Here is a 19,843-nt window from a genome sequence, read left to right on the forward strand (position 1 = left end):
CGGCAGCGCGGGTGCCGAGCGGGCTCCGAGGTCCGGCAGGAACGGTGCCGTCGCCGCGGCCGCGCGCACCGCGCCGACCGCCTGCGCGAGGACGGGGTCCGCGGACGGGGCGGGGCCCGACCCCGGGTCGGTCGCGCCCAGCGCCGCGCGCCGCAGCGTCTCCAGCGGCACCCGCGCGCCGTCGACGGCCGCGCTCGCCGCCGCCGACCGCAGCGCCGTCTCGGCGCGGACCTCCGCCCAGCGCCGCCGGTAGGCCTCGTGCCAGCGCAGGGCCTCGCACGCGGCCCGGGCGTCCTCGACCGCCGCCGCCACCCCCGGCAGGGCGACGAGGGGCGCCAGCGGGTCAGCCCCGCCGGCGGGTGCGCCCACGCCGGGCACCGGGGCGGGCGCGGGGGCGGACGGCACGGCGCGCATCCTCCCACCCGCCCGGAGCCCGGGGGCGGGACCGCGGGGGCCGGCGGCGGGGCGGGGGTGTCGCGGCGCCGCCGAGGTGCCACGATGCACCCATGGCAGCAGCGCCGAGCGTCTCGTCGTCCATCACGGCCCGCCTGGAGGTGCTGCCGCGCCCCACGCTGGTCAGCGAGCTCACGACGACGATCGAGAAGGCCGGCGGCATCGTCACGGCGCTCGACGTCACGGCGTCGGGCCACGAGCGCATGACCGTCGACGTCACGTGCGCGACCCGCGGCGAGGACCACGCCTCGGAGATCGTCGCGGCGCTGCGCGGCATCGTCGGCGTCACCGTCTCGCGGGTGTCGGACCGGACCTTCCTGCTGCACCTGGGCGGGAAGCTGTCCATCGAGTCCAAGGTGCCCCTGCGCAACCGCGACGACCTGTCGATGGCCTACACCCCCGGCGTCGCGCGCGTCTGCCAGGCCATCGCCGCGCACCCCGAGGACGCCCGGCGCCTGACCATCAAGCGCAACACGGTCGCCGTGGTGACCGACGGCACCGCCGTCCTGGGCCTCGGCGACATCGGGCCGCTCGCCGCGCTGCCCGTGATGGAGGGCAAGGCGGCGCTGTTCAAGCGGTTCGCCGGCATCGACGCGTTCCCCATCGCGCTGGACACCACGGACGTCGACGAGATCGTCGCGACGGTGTGCGCCATCGCGCCCGTGTTCGCCGGCATCAACCTCGAGGACATCTCCGCGCCGCGCTGCTTCGAGGTGGAGCGCCGGCTGCGCGAGCGCCTCGACATCCCCGTCTTCCACGACGACCAGCACGGCACTGCGATCGTCGTCGTCGCGGCGCTGACGAACGCCCTGCGCGTGGTCCGCAAGGACATCGGCACCGTCCGGATCCTGCTCTCGGGCGCCGGCGCCGCCGGGACGGCCGTCCTGCGGCTGCTCCTCGCGGCGGGGGCGCGCGACGTCGTGGTCGTCGACATCGACGGCGTCGTCTACCGCGACCGCCCGGGCCTGGCGGAGTCCCTGCGCTGGACGGCGGAGCGGACGAACCCCCGGGGCATCACCGGCACCATCCGCGACGCCATCGCCGGCACGGACGTCTTCATCGGCGTCAGCGCGGCGGACATCCTCACCGGGGACGACATCGCCACGATGGCGCCGGACGCGGTCGTCTTCGCCATGGCCAACCCCCGCCCCGAGGTCGACCCCGACGAGGCGGCGCAGCACGCGGCCGTCGTCGGCACCGGCCGCTCGGACTTCGCCAACCAGATCAACAACGTGCTCGCCTTCCCCGGGGTGTTCCGGGGGCTGCTGGACGCCCAGTCGCACACCATCACGGACGGCATGCTGCTGGCCGCGGCCACCGCGCTCGCGTCCGTCGTCACCGAGGACGAGCTCAACCCCACCTACATCGTGCCGAGCGTGTTCCACCCCGACGTCGCGCACGTCGTGGCCGCCGCCGTGGAGAAGGCCGCGCGCGCCACGGCCGCGGCGGCCGGCGCGGGCGCGCCGACGGGCACGCCGACGGAGGCCATCGCCATCGTGCGCTGACGGGCGGCCTTTCGTCCCGGAGGACCGGGCGACGAGGGGCCGACCCTGGTGGGGTGCTGACCATCCCCGAGACCGTCCGCCTCCAGGCCGACGCGGCCGCCGACAAGTCCGCCCTGCTGGCCCGCCCCGGCGTCTTCGCCGTCCGCGCGGCACTGGCCGGCGCCTTCATCGGCCTGGGCGTGCTCGTCATGGTCACCGCCGGCGGGCCGTTCGTCGCGGCCGGCTCCCCGGCGGCACCGCTCGTGCAGGGCCTCGTGTTCGGGGTCGCGCTCACGGTCGTCGTGCTCGGCGGCGGCGAGCTGGCGACCTCCACGATGATGGTCGCCACCCACGGCGTCCTGCTCGGGCGGCTGACGTGGTCGCGGGCGGGGGTGCTCCTCGTCGCGACGCTGGCGGGCAACCTCGTCGGCTCCGTCCTCCTCGCCGCCCTCGTGCACGTGTCCGGCGTGACGGCGCCCGGGACCGCCGCGGGCGCCGCGGTGGCGGGGATGCTCGAGCACAAGACGGCGGCCTCGCCCCTCCAGCTCCTCGTCCGGGGGGTGCTGTGCAACGTGCTCGTCTGCCTCGCGGTCTGGACCGCGCACCGGCTCCGCTCGGAGGGGGCGCGGATCGCGGTGATCGTGGGCTGCGTCGCCGTCTTCGTCGCGTCGGGCTTCGAGCACGTCGTCGCGAACATGACCACCTTCTCCCTCGGCCTGCTCGGGGGGCTGCCCCACGCCACCCCGGGGGCCTTCGCGGCGAACCTGCTCCTCGTGGGGCTCGGCAACACGGTCGGCGGCGCGCTCCTCGTGGGGGCGGCGTACGCCTGCGGCTCGCGCGGGACGCCGCCCGCCTCACCCGCCGCACCCGCCGCACCCGTCGCAGCCGTGGCCGGGCCGGCGCGGTCCGTCGTGGTCGCGGCCGACGAGTCCGCGCGTCCGGCGGTGTCGACCCACGGGTGACGACCTTCGCGGTGGCCCACGGGTCCGGGGACGGCGGCTGGGCCTGGCGCCCCGTCGCCCGGGCGCTCGCCGCGCTCGGCCACCGGTGCGTGGCGCCCGACCTGCCGACGGACCGCGACGACGCGACGTGGGGCGACGTGGCCGACGTCCTCGTGCGGGCGGTCGACGGCGACCCGGACGTCGTCGCGGTCGGCCACTCCTCGGGCGGCCTCGTCGCGCCGCTCGTCGCGGGACGGGTCGGCGCCCGTCTGCAGGTGCACGTCGCCGGCATGGTCCCGACGCCGGGCGAGAGCGCGGCCGGCTGGTTCGACGCGGTCGGGTGGCGGGAGGCGGTGGCCGTCGCCGCCCGTGCCGACGGCGGCCGCACGGGCCACCCGGACCCCGCCGTCACCTTCTGGCACGACGTGCCGCCGGCCCTGGCCGCGGCGGCGGCGGCCCGTGAGCGCCGGACGGACGGGCCGCTCGGCGCGGAGCCCTGGCCCCGGGCGGCGCTGCCGGACGTGCCGGCGCGCTACGTCGTGACGACGCTCGACCGGTTCCTGCCGCCCGCGCTGCAGCGCCGGGTGGCCGCGGACCGGCTGGGCCTGACGGCGCCGGACGCGGTGGCCGCGGGGCACTGCGTGCACCTGGCCCGCCCCCACGCCCTCGCCGCCCTCCTCGCGGGCCTGCTCGACGACCCGCCCGGGCGCCCCGGCGGAGGGGGCTGACGCACGGGGCTGATGCATGAGGCCGACGCCCGGGCGCGCCACGCGCGGCGGTCCGGTCCCGCGGTCGCGGGCGGGGCTAGCGTGGGCAGCGCCCGCGACCCGACCGCGAGAGGCACCCGATGACCGCGACCGACCCCCGGCCCACCGGCGACGTCCGCACCGGCAGCGGCCCGAGCACCGGCAGCGGCGCGCGCCCGTCCGCCCCCGGGGCCCCCGGCACCGAGACGGGCCGGCACGCGGTCGTGCGGCCGGCGCCCGTCCCGCCCCCGCCGCCCGGCCTCCCGCTCCCCCGGGGCGCCGCCGACGCCCCGGTCCCGGTCCACCCGACGGAGGGCAGCACCATGACCGACCGGCCGCAGGACCAGCCCGGGACGCCGGAGCACCCGGTCACCCCTCCCCCGGGTCCCCGCCCCGCGGGCGCCACTCCCCTCGGCCCGGCCGACCGGCCGTCGCCCGCCACGCCCGACTCGCCTGCCACGCCCGACTCGCCCGACCGCGCGGGCGAGCCCGCACCCGACCCCGGCCACGGCCTCGCGCCCGACCCCGGCCACGACCTCGCGCACGACCCCGCCCGCGACGAGGGCGGCCGCCTCTTCCCCGACCCCGCCGCCCCCCTCACCCCCACGCTGGGCCGGCACGCGCTCGGCGTCCTCGTCGGGCTGCTGCTCGCGCCGGTCGGCGGCGGCGCGGTGCTGCTCGGGCAGTCGCGGGTGCTGGCCGCGCAGGTCGAGGGCTGGACCACCGTCCCCGCGCCCGTGGGCGCCGTGCTCCTCGTGCTCGGCGCCCTCGTGCTCGTCGTCCTCGTCGCGCTCGCGCGGTGGACGTCCGCCGTGCCCGTCACGGCCGGGGCGGTCCTCGCCGCGGCCGGGGGCGTCGCCCTCGCGGCGCCGGGGCTCGCGCGCTCCGCGACCCTGGGCCTCCTCGACGCGGAGACGTGGCGCCTGCCCGTCCTGCAGCTCGTCGTGGCCGGGACGTCCGGGACGCTCCTCGTCGCCGGGCTGCTCGTGCTCGCCGCCGGCTGGACGGCCGCGGCGACGGGCCGCCACGGCCGGCGGGTCGGTGCCTTCCGCGAGCGCCACCACCCCTCGCGCGGCGCCTGACGCCCCGGTCGGCACGGGGCCACGGCCGGCCGCGCCCGGCCGGCCCTCACACCGACGCGAGCAGCCCCAGCACGCGGCGGGTGACGAGCGCCGCCGCCCCCGGGTCGTGGTCGGGGTGGCCCGCCTCGGCGAAGAGGTGCCCCGTCACGGGGTACACGAACAGCTCCGCCCCGGGCACGGTCGCCACGAACTCCGCCTCGACCTCGGGCTCGCGCCACGGGTCCACCTCCGCCTGGTGCGCCTGCGCGGGCACGCCGGCCGGCCAGGCGGCGTCCCACCAGGAGGGGGCGACGGCTCCGTAGAGGAAGACGGCGCCGAGCGCCCCGGGGCGGGTGAGGACCTGCTCCGCCGCGCGGGCGGCGCCGAAGGACGCCCCCACGTACACGACCTCCGCGGGCAGGTCCGCGACGGCCTCGGCCGCCCGCCGGCCGAACGTCCCCTCCCCGTGGGTCTCGACGAACGCCACCCCGTCGGCGACGCCCGCGAAGGTCCGCCCCCCGAACAGGTCGGGCGCGTGCACGGTGTGCCCGGCGTCGCGCAGCGTTGCGGCGAGCTCGAGGAACCCGGGCGTGAGCCCGCCGGAGTGGTGGAAGAGGACGACGTCGGCCACCGCCCCAGGCTAGGCGCACCGGACCCGCCCCGGACAGGTGCCGACGGGCTCCGGGCGCCGCCGGCCCGGCGGTGGCGTGGCCTCGCCCGGCGCGGGGGCGGGAGCATAGGCTCGGCCCGTTCCACCAGCACCGACGTCGCTGCAGGAGGCCCCAGACGTGACCCAGACCGACCCCGGGACGCCCGCGCCCGAGAGCCGCACCTTCCCCCCGTCCCCGGAGTTCGCCGCGCAGGCGAACGCCACCGCCGAGCTGTACGAGCGTGCCGCGGGCGACCGCGAGGCGTTCTGGGCGGACCAGGCGCGCGACCTCCTGCACTGGTCGCAGCCCTTCACGCAGACGCTCGACTGGTCGGGCGCCCCCGTCGCGCGCTGGTTCGCGGACGGCCGCCTCAACGCCGCCTACAACGCGGTGGACCGGCACGTCGAGGCCGGGAACGGCGACCGCGTCGCGATCCACTTCGAGGGCGAGCCGGGCGACACGCGCACGATCACGTACGCCGAGCTCCAGCGCGAGGTGTCGCGGGCCGCCAACGCCCTCGGCGCGCTCGGCGTCGGCACGGGCGACCGGGTCGCGATCTACCTGCCGATGATCCCCGAGGCCGTCATCACGATGCTGGCGTGCGCCCGCATCGGGGCGCCCCACTCCGTCGTCTTCGGCGGCTTCTCCGCCGAGGCCCTGCGCAGCCGCATCGTCGACGCGGGCGCGACGCTCGTCGTGACGGCCGACGGCGGCTACCGGCGGGGGGCCGCCAGCCCCCTGAAGCCCGCCGTCGACGAGGCCGTGGCGCAGACCCCCACGGTGCAGCACGTCCTCGTCGTGCGGCGCACGGGCGGCGAGGTCGACTGGACGGACGGGCGCGACGTCTGGTGGCACGACGTCGTCGACGCGGCCGACGACCAGCACACGCCCGTCGACGTCGAGGCCGAGCACCCCCTCTTCATCCTCTACACCTCGGGCACCACCGGGAAGCCGAAGGGCATCTTCCACACCACCGGCGGCTACCTCACCCAGACCGCGTACACGCACCGGTACGTCTTCGACCTCAAGCCGGAGACCGACGTCTACTGGTGCACGGCCGACGTCGGCTGGGTCACCGGGCACTCGTACGTCGTCTACGGGCCCCTGATCAACGGCGCGACGCAGGTCGTCTACGAGGGCACCCCCGACACCCCGCACCGGGGCCGCTGGTGGGAGCTCGTCCAGAAGTACGGCGTGACGATCCTCTACACGGCCCCCACCGCCATCCGCACGTGCATGAAGTGGGGCGAGGAGATCCCCGGCGGCTTCGACCTGTCGAGCCTGCGCGTGCTGGGGTCGGTGGGCGAGCCCATCAACCCCGAGGCGTGGACCTGGTACCGCCGCGTCATCGGCGGCGACCGGACACCGGTCGTCGACACGTGGTGGCAGACGGAGACGGGCGCGATCATGATCAGCCCGCTGCCGGGCGTCACCGCCGCCAAGCCGGGCTCCGCGCAGCGGCCGCTGCCGGGGGTCGCGGCGGAGGTCGTCGACGACGAGGCGCACCCCGTGGGGCACGGCACCACGGGGTACCTCGTGCTCACCGAGCCCTGGCCGTCGATGCTGCGCGGCATCTGGGGCGACCCGCAGCGCTACGCCGACACCTACTGGTCCCGCTTCCGCGGCCTGTACTTCGCCGGCGACGGCGCCAAGCGCGACGACGACGGCGACATCTGGCTGCTGGGCCGCGTCGACGACGTCATGAACGTCTCCGGGCACCGCCTCTCGACGACGGAGATCGAGTCCTCGCTCGTCTCGCACCCCGCGGTCGCCGAGGCCGCGGTGGTCGGCGCGACCGACGCCACGACCGGCCAGGCGGTCGTCGCGTTCGTCATTCTGCGCGCGGGCGTCTCCGACGGCCGGGACGTCGAGGAGGTGCAGGCCGAGCTGCGCCAGCACGTGGCGAAGCAGATCGGGCCCATCGCCCGGCCGCGCCAGGTGCTCGTCGTGCCCGAGCTGCCCAAGACGCGCTCGGGCAAGATCATGCGCCGCCTGCTGCGGGACGTGGCCGAGCACCGCCAGGTCGGCGACGCCACGACCCTGGCCGACTCCTCCGTCATGGACCTCATCCAGAAGGGCCTGGCCACGCCGACGACCTCGTCGGACTGACCCGCACGCCCGCACGCACGCGCGTCCGCACGTGTGCACGTCCGGGCTTGACCCTCACGTCGCGTGAGGCCCCACGGTGGGGCCATGACCGCGACACGCACGGACGTCCGCAGCACCGGCCGGAGGCAGACTGGCCCGGTGCTGCGGACGGTGGGGCAGGTGGCCGGGCTGACCGGCGTCACGGTGCGGACCCTGCACCACTACGACGCCGTCGGCCTCCTCGTCCCGAGCGGGCGCAGCGCCGCCGGGTACCGGCTCTACACGGAGCCCGACCTGGAGCGCCTGCAGCACGTCGTGGTGTACCGGCGGCTGGGCTTCCCCCTGGAGGGGATCGCCCGGCTGCTGGACGCCGAGGGCGACGAGCGGCGGGAGCACCTGCTCCGCCAGCGCGACGCGGTCGTCCACCGGCTCGACGAGATGCAGGGCCTCGTCGCGGCCATCGACCGAGCACTGGAGAGGGACATGACCGACCGACCCGCCACGACCGAGGACCTCGAGGAGCTCTTCGGCGACGGCTACGACGAGGCGTACGCCGCCGAGGCGCAGGAGCGCTGGGGCGACACGGAGGCGTGGGCGCAGTCCCGGGAGCGCACGTCCGGGTACACGAGGGCCGACTGGGCCGAGGTGAAGCGCGAGACCGAGGGGCTCGAGGCCGACCTGGCCGCGGCGCTCGCCGCCGGGCAGCCGGCCGACGGCGACGTGGCGCTCGCGCTCGCGGAGCGGCACCGGGGGCAGGTCGAGCGGCACTACGACTGCCCGCCGGCGATGCACCGCCACCTGGCGGACATGTACCTCGCCGACGAGCGCTTCACCCGCCACTACGACGACCGCGCCCCCGGCCTGGCACGGTGGCTGCACGACGCGATCCACGCGAACGCGGACCGGCTCGAGCGGGGCTGACGCCCGCGCCCCTCGTCGCGGGCGGTCGGGTCCTGCCGCAGGATGGGGCCCGACCGCGCGCGGCCCGCCGCCGCTGCGGTCGCCGACGCGGACGACGAGAGGGAGCGCATGAGCACGAACGACAGGGCGCTGGCGCTGAGGGCGCTGCACGAGGCGCCGGAGATCCTGCGCGTGGTGAACGTGTGGGACGCCATCAGCGCGAAGGTCGTCGCCGACCTGCCCGGCACGCGCGCGATCGCCACCGCCGGGCACTCCGTCGCCGCCAGCCTCGGCTACCCCGACGGCGGCATGCCGCTCGACGTCGCGCTGGCCGGGGTGCGCACGATCGTCGACGCCGTCGACCTGCCCGTCACGGCGGACCTCGACGACGGCTACGACGACCCGGGCGAGACGGTCCGGCGCGCCATCGGCCTCGGCGTCGTCGGGGCGAACGTGGAGGACCGCCTGCGCCCGTTCGACGAGTCGGTCGCCCGCGTGGCCGCCGTCACGGCCGCCGCGGAGGCGGAGGGCGTCGCCTTCCAGCTCAACGCCCGCACCGACGCCGTCGTGCGCGGCGGGGACCGGCCGCTGGAGGAGAAGCTCGACGACGCCATCGCCCGCGGGCGCGCCTACCTCGACGCGGGGGCCGCGCTCGTCTTCGTCCCGGGCGCGCACGAGCGGTCCGCGGTCCAGACGCTCGTCGCCGGCCTGGGGCGGGGGACGCTGTCCGTCATCGGCCTGCCCGGGGCGCTCCCGGCGGCGGAGTACGAGGCGCTCGGCGTCGCGCGGATCTCCTACGGCCCGCTGACCCAGCGCGTGGCGCTGCGCGCGCTGCGCGACCTGGCGACGGACCTGTACGGCGGCGGGGTCGTCCCGACGGACACCCCGGCCCTCAACTAGGCCCGGTGCGGGCCGGGCCGGAGCGGCGTCGCCCGCCCCGGCCCGACCCGGCCGTGCGGACGGGCGTGCGGCGCGGTGCCCGCGGGCCTCGACGGCGCCGGAGGTGCCGGGCGCTCCCGCGGCTCGCGGCCGGGCCCGTCGAGGGCCCGCCCGGGCACCTCGGGGGCGCGACCGGCCGCCGCGGCGAGCCGCGCGAGGCCCTCGTCGAGGCTCACCCGCGGCCGCCACCGCAGCTCGGCGCGGGTGCGGCGCTGGTCGAACCAGTGGGCGGTGGAGAGCTGCTCGGCGAGGAACCGCGTCATGGGCGGCTCGTCCTGGCCCGGCCGCACCCGCCACACGGCCTCCACGGCGGCACCGGCGGCGCGCGCGAGGCCGGCGGGCACGCTGAGGCGCGGGACGGGTACCCCGGAGGCCGCGCACATGCCGCCGAGCAGCTCCGCGACCGTGCGGGGCTCGCCGTTGGTGACGACGTAGGCCCGGCCGTGCACCACGGGCGCGCGGTGGAGGGCCGCCACCAGCGCGTCGGCCGCGTTGTCGACGTACGTGGAGTCGATGAGCGCCGTGCCGTGGTCGAGCAGCGGCAGCCGGCCCCGGGCGGCCCGGTCGACGATCCGCGCGACGAGCTGCGGGTCCCCCGCCCCCCAGACGAGGTGGGGCCGGACGGCGACGACGTGCAGGCCGTCCCCGTCGGCGGCCAGCGCGTACCGCTCGGCGGCGGCCTTCGTCCGGGCGTACTCCCCCCGCGCGCGCACGGGGTCCGCCGGCTCGGCGGCGGCCCCGGCGAGCGCCGCGCCCGCGTGCGCCACGGAGGGCGACGAGACGTGCACGAGCCGTCGGACCCCCACGGCCCGGGCCGCCGCGAGCACCAGGCGCGTGCCCTCGACGTTGACGCGGTGGAACTCCCGCGGGTCGCCGGCGAGGGACACCTTCGCCGCGAGGTGGACCACGGCGTCGACGCCCCGCAGCGCCTCGGCCACGTCCCGCACGTCGGTGACGGTGCCGAGGACGTCGGTGGCCCCCGGCACGCCGCTCGGGCGCCGCTGGAGGGTGCGGACCGCGTGCCCGGCGGCCTGCAGGGCGCGGACGGTGGCGCCGCCGAGGTAGCCGCTGGCCCCCGTCACCAGGACCGTCGGGACGTCGTCCACGACCCTCACGCCCGGGCCCCGCCGTGCCCGGCGAGGACCTCGGTGGCCCACGCGGCGAGGCGGGTCCGGTCGACCTTCGAGTTGTGCCGCACGTCCGTCGGCAGCGTCGCCCGGGCGAGGACCGCGACGACGGGCACGCCGACCGCGCCGCGCACCGCCTCCCGCACCAGCCCGGCGGTCGCCGCGGGCGCCAGGGGCGAGCGCGTGCGCCGCCCGGTCTCGACCACGACGACCGCGACCTGCGCGCCCGCCGGGCCGACCCCGACGAGCGCCGCCCGCCGCACCAGCGGCACCCGCTCGGCGGCCTGCTCCGCGCCGACGGGGGCGACCGGGCCGTCGGCGGTGAGCAGCACGTGCGCGAGGCGCCCCTCGACCCACAGGCGTCCCTCGTCGTCGAGGTGCCCCACGTCCCCCGTGCGGTGCCAGCGGCCCGGGGGGACGTCGCGCGCGGCGGCGCGGTCGGTCCACCAGAGCCGGTCGTAGCCGCTCTTGAGGTGCGGCGCCGCGACGAGGACCTCGCCCAGCACGCCGGGTGCGGCCCCCGGCGCGCCCGTCGCCCGGCCGTCCGCGTCGAGGGCGCTGACCAGCACCTGCGCCGGGGGGATCGGCCGGCCGACGCACACGCCGGCGTCGGGACGGCCCGCCGCCTCCCGGATGCCCTCGAGGGTGATGTCCGTGACGAGCAGGCACTCCGTCATGCCGTACGGGGTGTGCGCGACCGCGCGCGGCACGAGGTCGACCACCGCCGCGAGCAGCCGCTCGCCCACGGGCGCGCCGGTCGAGAGGACGGTGCGGACGCCCGCGAGGGCGGCACGGTCGGCGGCGTCGAGCGCCGGGGCGGTGGCCACGACGTTCATGATGGCCGCCGGGGACAGGAACACGACAGTGGCGCGGCTCACACGCACCGCGTCCGCGACCGCCCGGGCCGTCAGGGTGCGGGGGGCGGAGACGTCCATGACGGGTGTCGCGGACCGCGTGCCGAAGGCGGGGCCCAGCAGCGCGAAGGGCGCGAACCCGGTCACCAGACCGGTCTGCGGGCCGATCCCGAGGTGCTCCGCGACGACGTCGCGCATCGCCGCGAGCTGCCGGTGCGTGTAGACCACGCCCTTCGCCGGACCCGTCGAGCCCGAGGTGTGCAGCACGGCCGCCACCGCGTCGGGGTCGGGCTCGGGCGGCAGCGCCCCGCCCCCCCCGGCCGCCCGGCCGCGCGCGACGAGCGTCGCGACGTCGGTCTCCACGCCGAGCGCCGCCCGGACGGCCGCGGGCAGGCCCACCGCGGCGACGCGGCGACCGGGCCACCCCAGGGCGCGCGCCGCGACCAGCCCGGGCTCGGCGGCGACGAGGACGTCCGGCCGGGCGCCGCGCACCGCCCGGGACAGGCCCCGCACGCCGAGCCCGGCGTCCGCCACGACCACGACGGCGCCGAGGCGCAGGCACGCGTAGACGGCGGCGGTGAGCGTCGGGCCGGGCGGCACGAGCAGCTGGACCCGCTGGCCCGCCCGCACGCCCGCGGCGTGCAGGCCGGCGGCGAGGTCCGTGACCGTCGCCGCGAGGCGGCGCCAGCTCACCGCGAGGGGGGCGCCGCCGTGCGTCCGCGACAGGTCGAGCACCGCGACGTCGTCGTCCTGCGCCCGCTCCTCCAGGGCGGCGCCGAGCCGCCGCAGCGGGGGCGTCCCGGGCGTCGCGGGACCGGCCCCTCCCGACGCGGCGACGGGGTCGGCCGCCGCGGGGTCCGGTGCCGCGGGGTCCGGTGCCGTGGCGCCGCCGCCCCGGGGCCCGTCCGCGGCGCCGAGCCAGTCCGCCAGGGCGTCGGCGACGGGGGCGTCCTCGGCGAGCAGGTGCCCGGCGTCGACGAAGCGGTGCACGCGCGCGTGCGGCAGGCGGGCGACGAGGTCGTCGAGGTACCGCTCGCCGAACACGGGGTCGTGCGGGCCCCAGAGGAGCAGCGCCGGCACCCTCAGGCGCGCGGTGGCGTCGGCGAGGGCGTCGAGGGCGGGCCGGCTGGGGTGGTCGGCGCTCGCCGGGATGTCGGCGACGAACCCGGCGATGCCGTCCCGGCGCCCCGCGGTGCGGTACGGCGCCCGGTAGGCGCGGCGCACCTCGTCCGGCAGCGGCGGCCGCGCGAGGCCGAGGGTGACGTCGAGGAAGGCCGTCGTCCCGCGGGTCCCCGCGGCGAGGACGCCGCGGGCGGTGGCCAGGCGCAGGGGCGCCGGGAGGGGGTCGCCGAGGGGGTGGTGCACGGCGGTGTTCAGCAGCGCGACGCCCGCGAGGACCTCGGCGTGGGCGACGGCCCAGCCGAGACCGACCACCCCGCCCCAGTCGTGCCCCAGGGTCACGACGGGGCCGGCCAGCGGCCCGCCGTCGGGCCCGAGCACGTCCGTGAGCGCGCCGAGGTCGGCCACCCGCTGGGCCAGGCCCCGCCGCCTCCCCGTCCGCTCGGACCAGCCCATCTCGAGCTGGTCGACGGCGACGACGCGCCAGGCCGGCGCCCCGGCGTCCGCGTCGGCCAGCGAGCGCGCCACGACGTGCCGCCAGAGCAGGGAGGAGGTGGGGTTGCCGTGCACCGCGAGCACCGTGCCCACGGGGGTGACGCCCGAGGCGTCGAGCACCGGGCCCGTGTCGAGCACGTGCCAGGACCGCACCGCGCCGGCGTCGGCGCCCGCGCCGGGCACCCGGACCGTCCGGCGCACGCGCGGGTCGACGCCGGGCATCGGCTCCGGCCCGTCGGGGCCGGCGGCCACGGACGGGTCGTGCGGTGGGGTGGTGCCGGTCGCGCCGACGGTCACCAGGCGAGCTCCATCATGGCCGTGTTGATGCCCGACCCGACGCCCATGAGCAGGACGCGGTCCCCGGGGCGCAGCCCCTCCTGCTCCTCGGCCAGCGTGATGGGGATCGACGCGGGGCCGACGTTGCCGAACCGGGGGTAGGTGACCGGCACGCGCCGCCGGTCGAGGCCGGCCGCCTCGACGATGGCGGACGTGTGCGCCTGCGACACCTGGTGGGTGATGTAGCGGTCCATCGCCGCCCAGTCCCACTCCTCCGCGGCCTCGTGCCAGGCGGCCATGACGAGGTCGAGCCCGCCGCGCAGCAGCGCCGCCGCGTCGGTGAACATGCCGTCGTCGCTGCCGACGCACAGGTCGTGGAACTGGGTCGCGGCCCGCGTGACGCCCCCGAGCAGCCGGTGGCCCTCGGGGTGCTCGTCCGTGCGTCCCAGCACCGCCGCGGCCGCGCCCGAGCCCAGGGTCAGGCTCGCGAACTCGCTCATGAACGCCTCGCGGTCGCCGTCGCCGCGCAGCAGGCGGTCGACGGTGTTCACCTGGATCTCGTCCGCGTCCTCGCCGGCGAGGACGACCGCGTGCGAGACCTGCCCCGCGTCGATCATCGTCGCCGCCAGGCTCATGCCGTTGACGAAGCCGAGGCAGGCGTTCGCCACGTCGAAGTTCACGGCGGACGTCGGCAGGTCCAGCCCGTGGTGCAGCCGCACCGCGACGGAGGGCTCGAGGTGCTTGCGCGTCACGGAGGTGTTGATGAGGAGGCCGATCTGGGCCGGGTTCACGCCCGCCTCGTAGAGCGCGGCCTTGCCCGCGGCGACGGTCGCCTCGTCGGAGCCCTCGCCCGGGGCCCAGTTGCGGCGCTCGACGACGCCGGCGACGCGCTCGAGCAGCGTGCGGGGCAGGCGCAGGCGCCGCAGCGCCGGCGCGAGGCGCTGCTGGATCTCCGCGGAGGTGGTGACGCGGCTGGGGAGGGCGCTCGTGACGGAGAGGAGGGACACGTTCCGGAACCGGGTGGTGGCGTTGCCGGGCACGTGGTCTCCCTGGGGTCCGGACGGGGTCGCTGGCGGTCGGCCCGTCGGGCAGGACGGGGGCCGGCGGGCCCGGGCGGGTCTCACGAGGATAGGGACCGCGCCGGGCCCGAGCGACCCGGCGCCCCCCGGGACGGCCCGTCGAGGTCCGCCGGGGGTCCGTCGCCGGTCCGCCGGGGGTCCGCCGGGGGTCCGCTGTGCTGCAATGGGCGCGTGGCCACCACCGCCCCGAGCAGGACCGACGCCCCCGCCGCCGTGACGGACGCCACGCCCACGGGCGGGGACGGGGCCGCCCCCCGCGCCGCCGGGGCCCGCGCCCCCCGTGCCGCCCGTGCCCCCCGCGCCCCCCGTGCCGCGACCCCGGTGGTCGTGGAGACGCTGGCCCCCGGGGCCGTGCCGTCGCGCGCGGCGGTCGCGGCCCTCGCCGGCAGGGCCCGGGAGCACGACGGCGTCGAGGCGCTGTCGGAGGCCACGCTGCTGGGCCTGCGGCGCCGGTCCGACGACGAGGGGCCCGTGCACGTCGTCGCGCGCGTCGGGCGCCGCCACGTCGGCTACGCGGCCCTGACGCCCGCCGCGCCTGGGTCGCCGCGGCCCGTCGCGGAGCTCGTCGTCGACCCGCGCTACCGCCGGCGCGGGATCGGCGCCTCCCTCCTGGCCCGGGTGGCGGGCCTGGCGCCGGGCGGGTTCGGGGTCTGGGCGCACGGCGACCTGCCCGCGGCCCGGGCGCTGGGCGCGCGGCTGGGGCTGGAGCCGGGCCGCGTCCTGCTGCGCCTGGGGCGCGACCTCGTCGCCGACCCGCCCGCGGGACCGGCGCGCGGGCTGCCCTCCGGCCACGCCGTGCGCGCCTTCCGCCCCGGGCAGGACGAGGCCGCCTGGCTGGACCTCAACGCCCGGGCCTTCGCCGGCCACGAGCAGGGCCTCCTCACGCCCGAGGACCTGCACGCCCGCCAGGGCGAGCCCTGGTGGGACCCCGCGGGGCTGTGGCTCGTCGAGCGCGAGGGGGCCCTCGTCGCCTCCGTGTGGACGAAGGTCGACCCGCCGGACGGCGGGGTCGGCGAGCTGTACGTCCTCGCCGTGGACCCGGCGGCCCAGGGCTCCGGGCTCGGCGGCGCCCTCGTGGACCGGACCGTGCGGGCCTTCGCCGACGCGGGCCTGCGGCGCGCGGTCCTGTACGTCGACGAGGCCAACGAGCGGGCCGTGCGCGCCTACCGGCGGGCGGGCTTCACGACGGAGCGCACCGACGTGGTGCTCGCGACGCCGCGCGGCGACGCGGCGGGGAGCGAGGCCCGGGACGCGGTGCCCGCGCCGCCGGCAGGTGACGGGGAGGTGAACGGCGGGCGGACGCGGACGTCACCGGGCGGTGCCACCATGACCCCCATGACCGAGGCGCCCGCGATCGACGACTCCCTGGCCGCGCACATCGCCGAGCACATCGACCCCTCGCGCCCGCCGCGCCGGGACGAGGTGCCGCGGGTCGAGGAGGTCGCCCACGAGCCGCTGCCCGAGGACCGGTTCCTCGACCGGGAGATCTCGTGGCTCGCGTTCAACGAGCGCGTCCTGGAGCTGGCCGAGGACCCGCTGCTCCCGCTGCTGGAGCGCGTGCGCTTCCTGGCGATCTTCGCCTCGAACCTCGACGAGTTCTTCATGGTCCGCGTCGCCGGCCTCAAGCGCCGGATCGCCACGGGCCTGGCCGTCACCGCGGCGTCGGGCCTGTCCCCGCGCCAGGTGCTCGAGGCCATCTCCGAGCGCGCGCACGAGCTCCAGGAGCGCCACGCCCGGGTCTTCGCCGACACGGTGCAGCCGGCCCTCGCCCACGAGGGCATCACCCTCGTGCACTGGGACGAGCTCGCGGAGGACGAGCAGGACCGCCTGCGCAAGTACTTCCGGCGCCAGATCTTCCCCGTGCTCACGCCGCTGGCGGTCGACCCGGCGCACCCCTTCCCGTACATCTCCGGGCTCTCGCTGAACCTCGCGGTGGTCGTGGTCAACCCCGGCACGGGCAAGGAGCACTTCGCGCGCGTCAAGGTGCCGCCGCTGCTGCCCCGCTTCATCGCGGTGGACGCCGCGGGCCGCCCCGGCACGCCGGCCAAGGCCGGGGTCGACGGCGGGCCGATGTCCTTCGTGCCCATCGAGGAGGTCATCGGCCACCACCTCGACCAGCTCTTCCCCGGCATGACTGTGCAGGAGCACCACACCTTCCGCGTCACCCGCAACGAGGACGTGGAGGTCGAGGAGGACGACGCCGAGAACCTCCTCCAGGCCATGGAGAAGGAGCTGCTGCGCCGCCGCTTCGGCCCGCCCGTGCGCCTGGAGATCGCGGGCTCCATCACCCCGCGCATCCGCCGCCTGCTCGCCCGCGAGCTGGGCATGGCGGAGGACGAGGTGTACGAGCTGCCCGCGCCGCTGGACCTCACGGGCCTGAACCTCGTCGCCGACCTCGACCGGCCGGACCTGCACTTCGCCCGCTTCGTGCCGACCACCCCGCGGCAGCTGGCGGAGGTGGAGAGCGCGACGCCGACGAACGTCTTCGAGGCCATCCGCCGGCGCGACGTGCTGCTGCACCACCCGTACGACTCCTTCTCCACCTCCGTGCAGACCTTCCTGCAGCAGGCGGCGGCGGACCCGGGGGTGCTGGCCATCAAGCAGACGCTCTACCGCACCTCGGGCGACTCCCCCATCGTCGACGCCCTCATCGACGCGGCGCAGGCGGGCAAGCAGGTCCTCGCGCTGGTGGAGATCAAGGCCCGGTTCGACGAGCAGAACAACATCGAGTGGGCCCGCAAGCTCGAGCAGGCGGGCGTGCACGTCGTGTACGGCATCGTCGGGCTGAAGACCCACTGCAAGCTCTCGCTCGTGGTCCGCCAGGAGAGCGACGGGCTGCGTCGCTACTGCCACATCGGCACGGGCAACTACAACCCGAAGACGGCCCGCCTCTACACGGACATCGGCCTGCTCACCTGCGACCCGGAGATCGGGCAGGACCTCACGCGGCTGTTCAACCAGCTCTCGGGCTACGCGCCCAAGTCGCGCTTCCACCGGCTGCTCGTCGCCCCGCGCTCCGTGCGCACGGGCCTCGTCGCCCGGATCGACCGCGAGGCCGCGGCCGCCCGGGACGGCAAGGACGCCTGGATCAAGATCAAGGTCAACTCCATGGTCGACGAGGCGACGATCGACGCCCTGTACCGGGCGTCGCAGGCGGGCGTCCAGGTCGACCTGGTGGTGCGCGGCATCTGCGCCGTCCAGCCGGGGCGCCCGGGGCTGTCGGAGAACATCCGGGTGCGCTCCGTGCTCGGGCGGTTCCTCGAGCACTCGCGGATCTTCGCCTTCGCCCACGGGGAGCCCGTGGAGGGCGGCGCCGAGGGCCCGGAGGTGTACATCGGCTCGGCGGACCTCATGCACCGCAACCTGGACCGACGGGTCGAGACGCTCGTGCGGGTGCTCGACCCCGACCACGTCGCCACCCTCATCGACCTCGTCGACATGTCGCTCGACCCGAACGTCGCCGCGTGGCACCTCGCCGCCGACGGCTCCTGGTCCCGCCGCCACCTCGACGACGCCGGCACCGCCCTCGTCGACCAGCAGACGATGCTCATCGCGCGCCACCGCCAGCGCCGGCGCACCGCCGTCTCGTGAGCCCGCGCGGCGCGCCGGACGTCGTGGCGGCCGGGGCGCTCGTGTGGCGGGAGGCGGGCGACGAGCTCGAGCTGCTCCTCGTCCACCGCCCCCGCTACCGGGACTGGTCCTGGCCCAAGGGCAAGGCGGAGGACCGGGAGGCGCTGCCGGACACGGCGCGCCGCGAGGTGGGCGAGGAGACGGACCACGAGGTCGTCCTCGGCCCGCGCCTGCCGGGCCTGACGTACCGGCTGGAGGACGGGCGCCGCAAGGTCGTGCACTACTGGGCGGCGCGCGTGGCCGACCCCGACGACCCGTCGCTCGCCGCCCGGCCGCCCCGGGTCACGGCCGACGCCGACGAGATCGACCGCGTCCGGTGGTTCGGCGCCGAGGAGGCCCGGCATCGGCTCACCCGGCGGGCCGACGCCGAGCCCCTGGACGCCCTGCTGGCCGCGCACGCGCGCGGCCGCCTGGACACGTGGCCGGTCGTCGTCGCCCGCCACGGCCGGGCGCGCAAGCGGGCCGGGTGGGACGGGACGGAGGGCGACCGGCCCCTGACGGACGTCGGCCGCGAGCAGGCCCGCGCGCTCGTGCCCACCCTGGCCGCGTTCGGGGTCCGGCAGGTCGTCACGAGCGACTGGGACCGCTGCTGGAGCACGGTCGCGCCCTACGCCCGGGCCGCGGACCTGCCGGTGCAGGTCGAGCCCGCCCTCACCGAGACGGCGCACGAGAGCTCGCCGGCCCGCGTCGCGCACGTGGTGCAGGGGCTCCTGGCGGGCGGGCGGCCGGCGGTCCTGTGCACCCACCGGCCCGTCCTGCCGACGGTCGTGGACGTCGTCGCCGCCCACGCCCGGCGCGCGGTCGCCGACGAGCTGCCCGCCTCCGACCCGTTCCTGCGCCCGGGCGAGGTGCTCGTCGCGCACGTGGCCGCCACGGCGCGGGGCCCGCGGGTCGTGGCCGCGGAGCGCCACCGCAGCCGGGACCGCCGGGCGGCCGTCGCGGTCCCGCTGCAGGGCTGACCCCCGCGCGGCGCGCGCGCCCCCCGCGCCGCGCCCGCTCAGCCGATGAGCGCGTCGAGCCCGAGGAAGACGACGGCGCCGACGAGGGCCGCCGCGGGGATGGTGAGCACCCAGGCGATCGCGATGTTCTTCGCGACGCCCCACCGGACCGCCGAGAGCCGGCGGGTCGCGCCGACGCCCATGATCGCCGAGGTGATCGTGTGGGTGGTCGAGACGGGCGCGTGCAGCCAGTACGCGTTGGCGTACAGCACGACGGCGGACACCGACTCGGCGACGAAGCCGCGGGCCGGGTCGAGCTCGATGATCTTGCGGCCGAGGGTGCGCATGATGCGCCAGCCGCCGGAGTAGGTCCCCAGGGAGATCGCGGTGGCGGCGGCGATCTTCACCCACAGCGGGATGGTGTCTCCCGTGTGGAAGCCGCCGGCGACGAGCGCGAGCACGATGACGCCCATCGTCTTCTGCGCGTCCTGGAGCCCGTGCCCCAGCGCCATCGCGGCCGCCGACACGGTCTGCGCGAGCCGGAACCGGCGCGTCGTGCGTCCGGGCGGGCGGTTCCGCACGAGCCAGAGCACCCCGACCATGACGCCGAAGGCGACGAGGAACCCCAGCAGCGGCGAGAAGACCATCGGGACGACGACCTTGTCGAGGATCGCGTCCCAGTGGACGGTGACGCCGGAGGCGACGCCCACGCCCGTCAGCCCGCCGATGAGGGCGTGCGTCGAGGACGACGGCAGCCCGAACCACCACGTCAGCAGGTTCCAGATGACGGCGCCGACGAGGGCCGACAGGACCACGACGAGCCCGGTGTGGGCGGCCACGTCGGACAGCGTGATGATGTCCTCGGCGATGGTCGTGGCCACCTCCGTGCCCAGGAGCGCGCCCACGAGGTTGAAGAACGCCGCCATGAGCAGCGCGGCCCGCGGGGTCAGGGCGCGCGTGGACACCGACGTCGCGATCGCGTTGGCGGCGTCGTGGAAGCCGTTCGTGTAGTCGAAGCCCAGGGCGACGACCACGACGACGATGACGAGCGCGAGCTCCACCG

At 77.6% G+C, this 19,843-nt stretch carries 13 protein-coding genes and 3 pseudogenes; 10 read left to right on the forward strand and 6 right to left on the reverse strand.

Translation table 11 applies throughout. From position 1 onward, the window contains the following. A pseudogene (locus EJA20_RS08895) lies at nt 1–405 on the reverse strand (hypothetical protein); the annotation flags it as partial. Nucleotides 406–506: 101 nt separating this feature from the next. Between EJA20_RS08895 and EJA20_RS08900 the strand changes: the two are divergent. The 4 genes from EJA20_RS08900 (at nt 507) to EJA20_RS08915 (ending at nt 4,706) form a co-directional block, all read left to right on the forward strand. Beyond that, nucleotides 507–1,958 carry an NAD-dependent malic enzyme gene (locus EJA20_RS08900; RefSeq protein ID WP_129337802.1) on the forward strand — a complete coding sequence of 484 codons (1,452 nt, stop codon included), beginning with the start codon at nt 507–509 and terminating at the stop codon, nt 1,956–1,958. A gap of 53 nt (nt 1,959–2,011) precedes the next feature. Then, nucleotides 2,012–2,899, forward strand: a complete 888-nt coding sequence (locus EJA20_RS08905) for a formate/nitrite transporter family protein (protein WP_129337803.1) — start codon at nt 2,012–2,014, stop codon at nt 2,897–2,899. Further along, nucleotides 2,896–3,606, forward strand: a complete 711-nt coding sequence (locus EJA20_RS08910; protein ID WP_129337804.1) for an alpha/beta fold hydrolase — start codon at nt 2,896–2,898, stop codon at nt 3,604–3,606. The genes EJA20_RS08905 and EJA20_RS08910 overlap by 4 nt, the downstream gene beginning before the upstream one ends. A gap of 341 nt (nt 3,607–3,947) precedes the next feature. Further along, nucleotides 3,948–4,706 carry a hypothetical protein gene (locus tag EJA20_RS08915; RefSeq protein WP_129337805.1) on the forward strand — a complete coding sequence of 253 codons (759 nt, stop codon included), beginning with the start codon at nt 3,948–3,950 and terminating at the stop codon, nt 4,704–4,706. 46 nt (nt 4,707–4,752) lie between these two features. Here the strand turns inward: EJA20_RS08915 and EJA20_RS08920 are convergent, their stop codons facing one another. Next, nucleotides 4,753–5,316: a dienelactone hydrolase family protein gene (locus EJA20_RS08920; protein ID WP_129337806.1), complete on the reverse strand. Its 564-nt coding sequence runs from the start codon at nt 5,314–5,316 to the stop codon at nt 4,753–4,755. Nucleotides 5,317–5,473: 157 nt separating this feature from the next. On the opposite strand from EJA20_RS08920, the gene acs reads away from it, so the two are divergent. The 3 genes from acs (at nt 5,474) to EJA20_RS08935 (ending at nt 9,223) form a co-directional block, all read left to right on the forward strand. After that, nucleotides 5,474–7,444, forward strand: a complete 1,971-nt coding sequence (gene acs / locus EJA20_RS08925) for an acetate--CoA ligase (RefSeq protein WP_129337807.1) — start codon at nt 5,474–5,476, stop codon at nt 7,442–7,444. Between the two features lie 84 nt (nt 7,445–7,528). After that, nucleotides 7,529–8,344 (forward strand): MerR family transcriptional regulator, encoded by an 816-nt coding sequence (locus EJA20_RS08930; protein WP_129337808.1) that lies wholly within the window; start codon nt 7,529–7,531, stop codon nt 8,342–8,344. A gap of 108 nt (nt 8,345–8,452) precedes the next feature. Then, a complete protein-coding gene (locus EJA20_RS08935) occupies nt 8,453–9,223 on the forward strand; it encodes an isocitrate lyase/PEP mutase family protein (protein ID WP_129337809.1) in 771 nt (256 codons plus the stop codon). A 176-nt stretch (nt 9,224–9,399) separates the two neighbouring features. Here EJA20_RS08935 and EJA20_RS08940 read toward each other — a convergent pair. The 3 genes and pseudogenes from EJA20_RS08940 to EJA20_RS08950 form a co-directional block, all read right to left on the reverse strand. Beyond that, nucleotides 9,400–10,368 (reverse strand): annotated as a pseudogene (locus EJA20_RS08940) (NAD-dependent epimerase/dehydratase family protein); the annotation flags it as partial. Between the two features lie 5 nt (nt 10,369–10,373). Then, complete coding sequence (locus tag EJA20_RS08945) at nt 10,374–13,079, reverse strand: alpha/beta fold hydrolase (protein WP_129337844.1); 2,706 nt, start codon at nt 13,077–13,079, stop codon at nt 10,374–10,376. Between the two features lie 71 nt (nt 13,080–13,150). Next, nucleotides 13,151–14,173 carry a 3-oxoacyl-ACP synthase III gene (locus tag EJA20_RS08950; RefSeq protein WP_129337810.1) on the reverse strand — a complete coding sequence of 341 codons (1,023 nt, stop codon included), beginning with the start codon at nt 14,171–14,173 and terminating at the stop codon, nt 13,151–13,153. A 390-nt stretch (nt 14,174–14,563) separates the two neighbouring features. Here EJA20_RS08950 and mshD point away from each other — a divergent pair. The 3 genes and pseudogenes from mshD to EJA20_RS08960 all read left to right on the forward strand — a co-directional run. After that, nucleotides 14,564–15,406: pseudogene (gene mshD / locus EJA20_RS19465) on the forward strand (mycothiol synthase); the annotation flags it as partial. Between the two features lie 141 nt (nt 15,407–15,547). Then, on the forward strand, nt 15,548–17,803 hold the full coding sequence (locus EJA20_RS08955; RefSeq protein ID WP_240675266.1) for an RNA degradosome polyphosphate kinase: 2,256 nt from the start codon (nt 15,548–15,550) through the stop codon (nt 17,801–17,803). After that, nucleotides 17,800–18,801: an NUDIX hydrolase gene (locus EJA20_RS08960; RefSeq protein ID WP_129337811.1), complete on the forward strand. Its 1,002-nt coding sequence runs from the start codon at nt 17,800–17,802 to the stop codon at nt 18,799–18,801. The genes EJA20_RS08955 and EJA20_RS08960 overlap by 4 nt, the downstream gene beginning before the upstream one ends. A gap of 38 nt (nt 18,802–18,839) precedes the next feature. Here EJA20_RS08960 and EJA20_RS08965 read toward each other — a convergent pair whose 3' ends face one another. Further along, nucleotides 18,840–19,841 carry an inorganic phosphate transporter gene (locus tag EJA20_RS08965; RefSeq protein WP_129337812.1) on the reverse strand — a complete coding sequence of 334 codons (1,002 nt, stop codon included), beginning with the start codon at nt 19,839–19,841 and terminating at the stop codon, nt 18,840–18,842. Nucleotides 19,842–19,843 lie beyond the last annotated feature (2 nt).

Source organism: Cellulomonas endophytica (assembly GCF_004123805.1).
Lineage (GTDB): Bacteria > Actinomycetota > Actinomycetes > Actinomycetales > Cellulomonadaceae > Cellulomonas > Cellulomonas endophytica.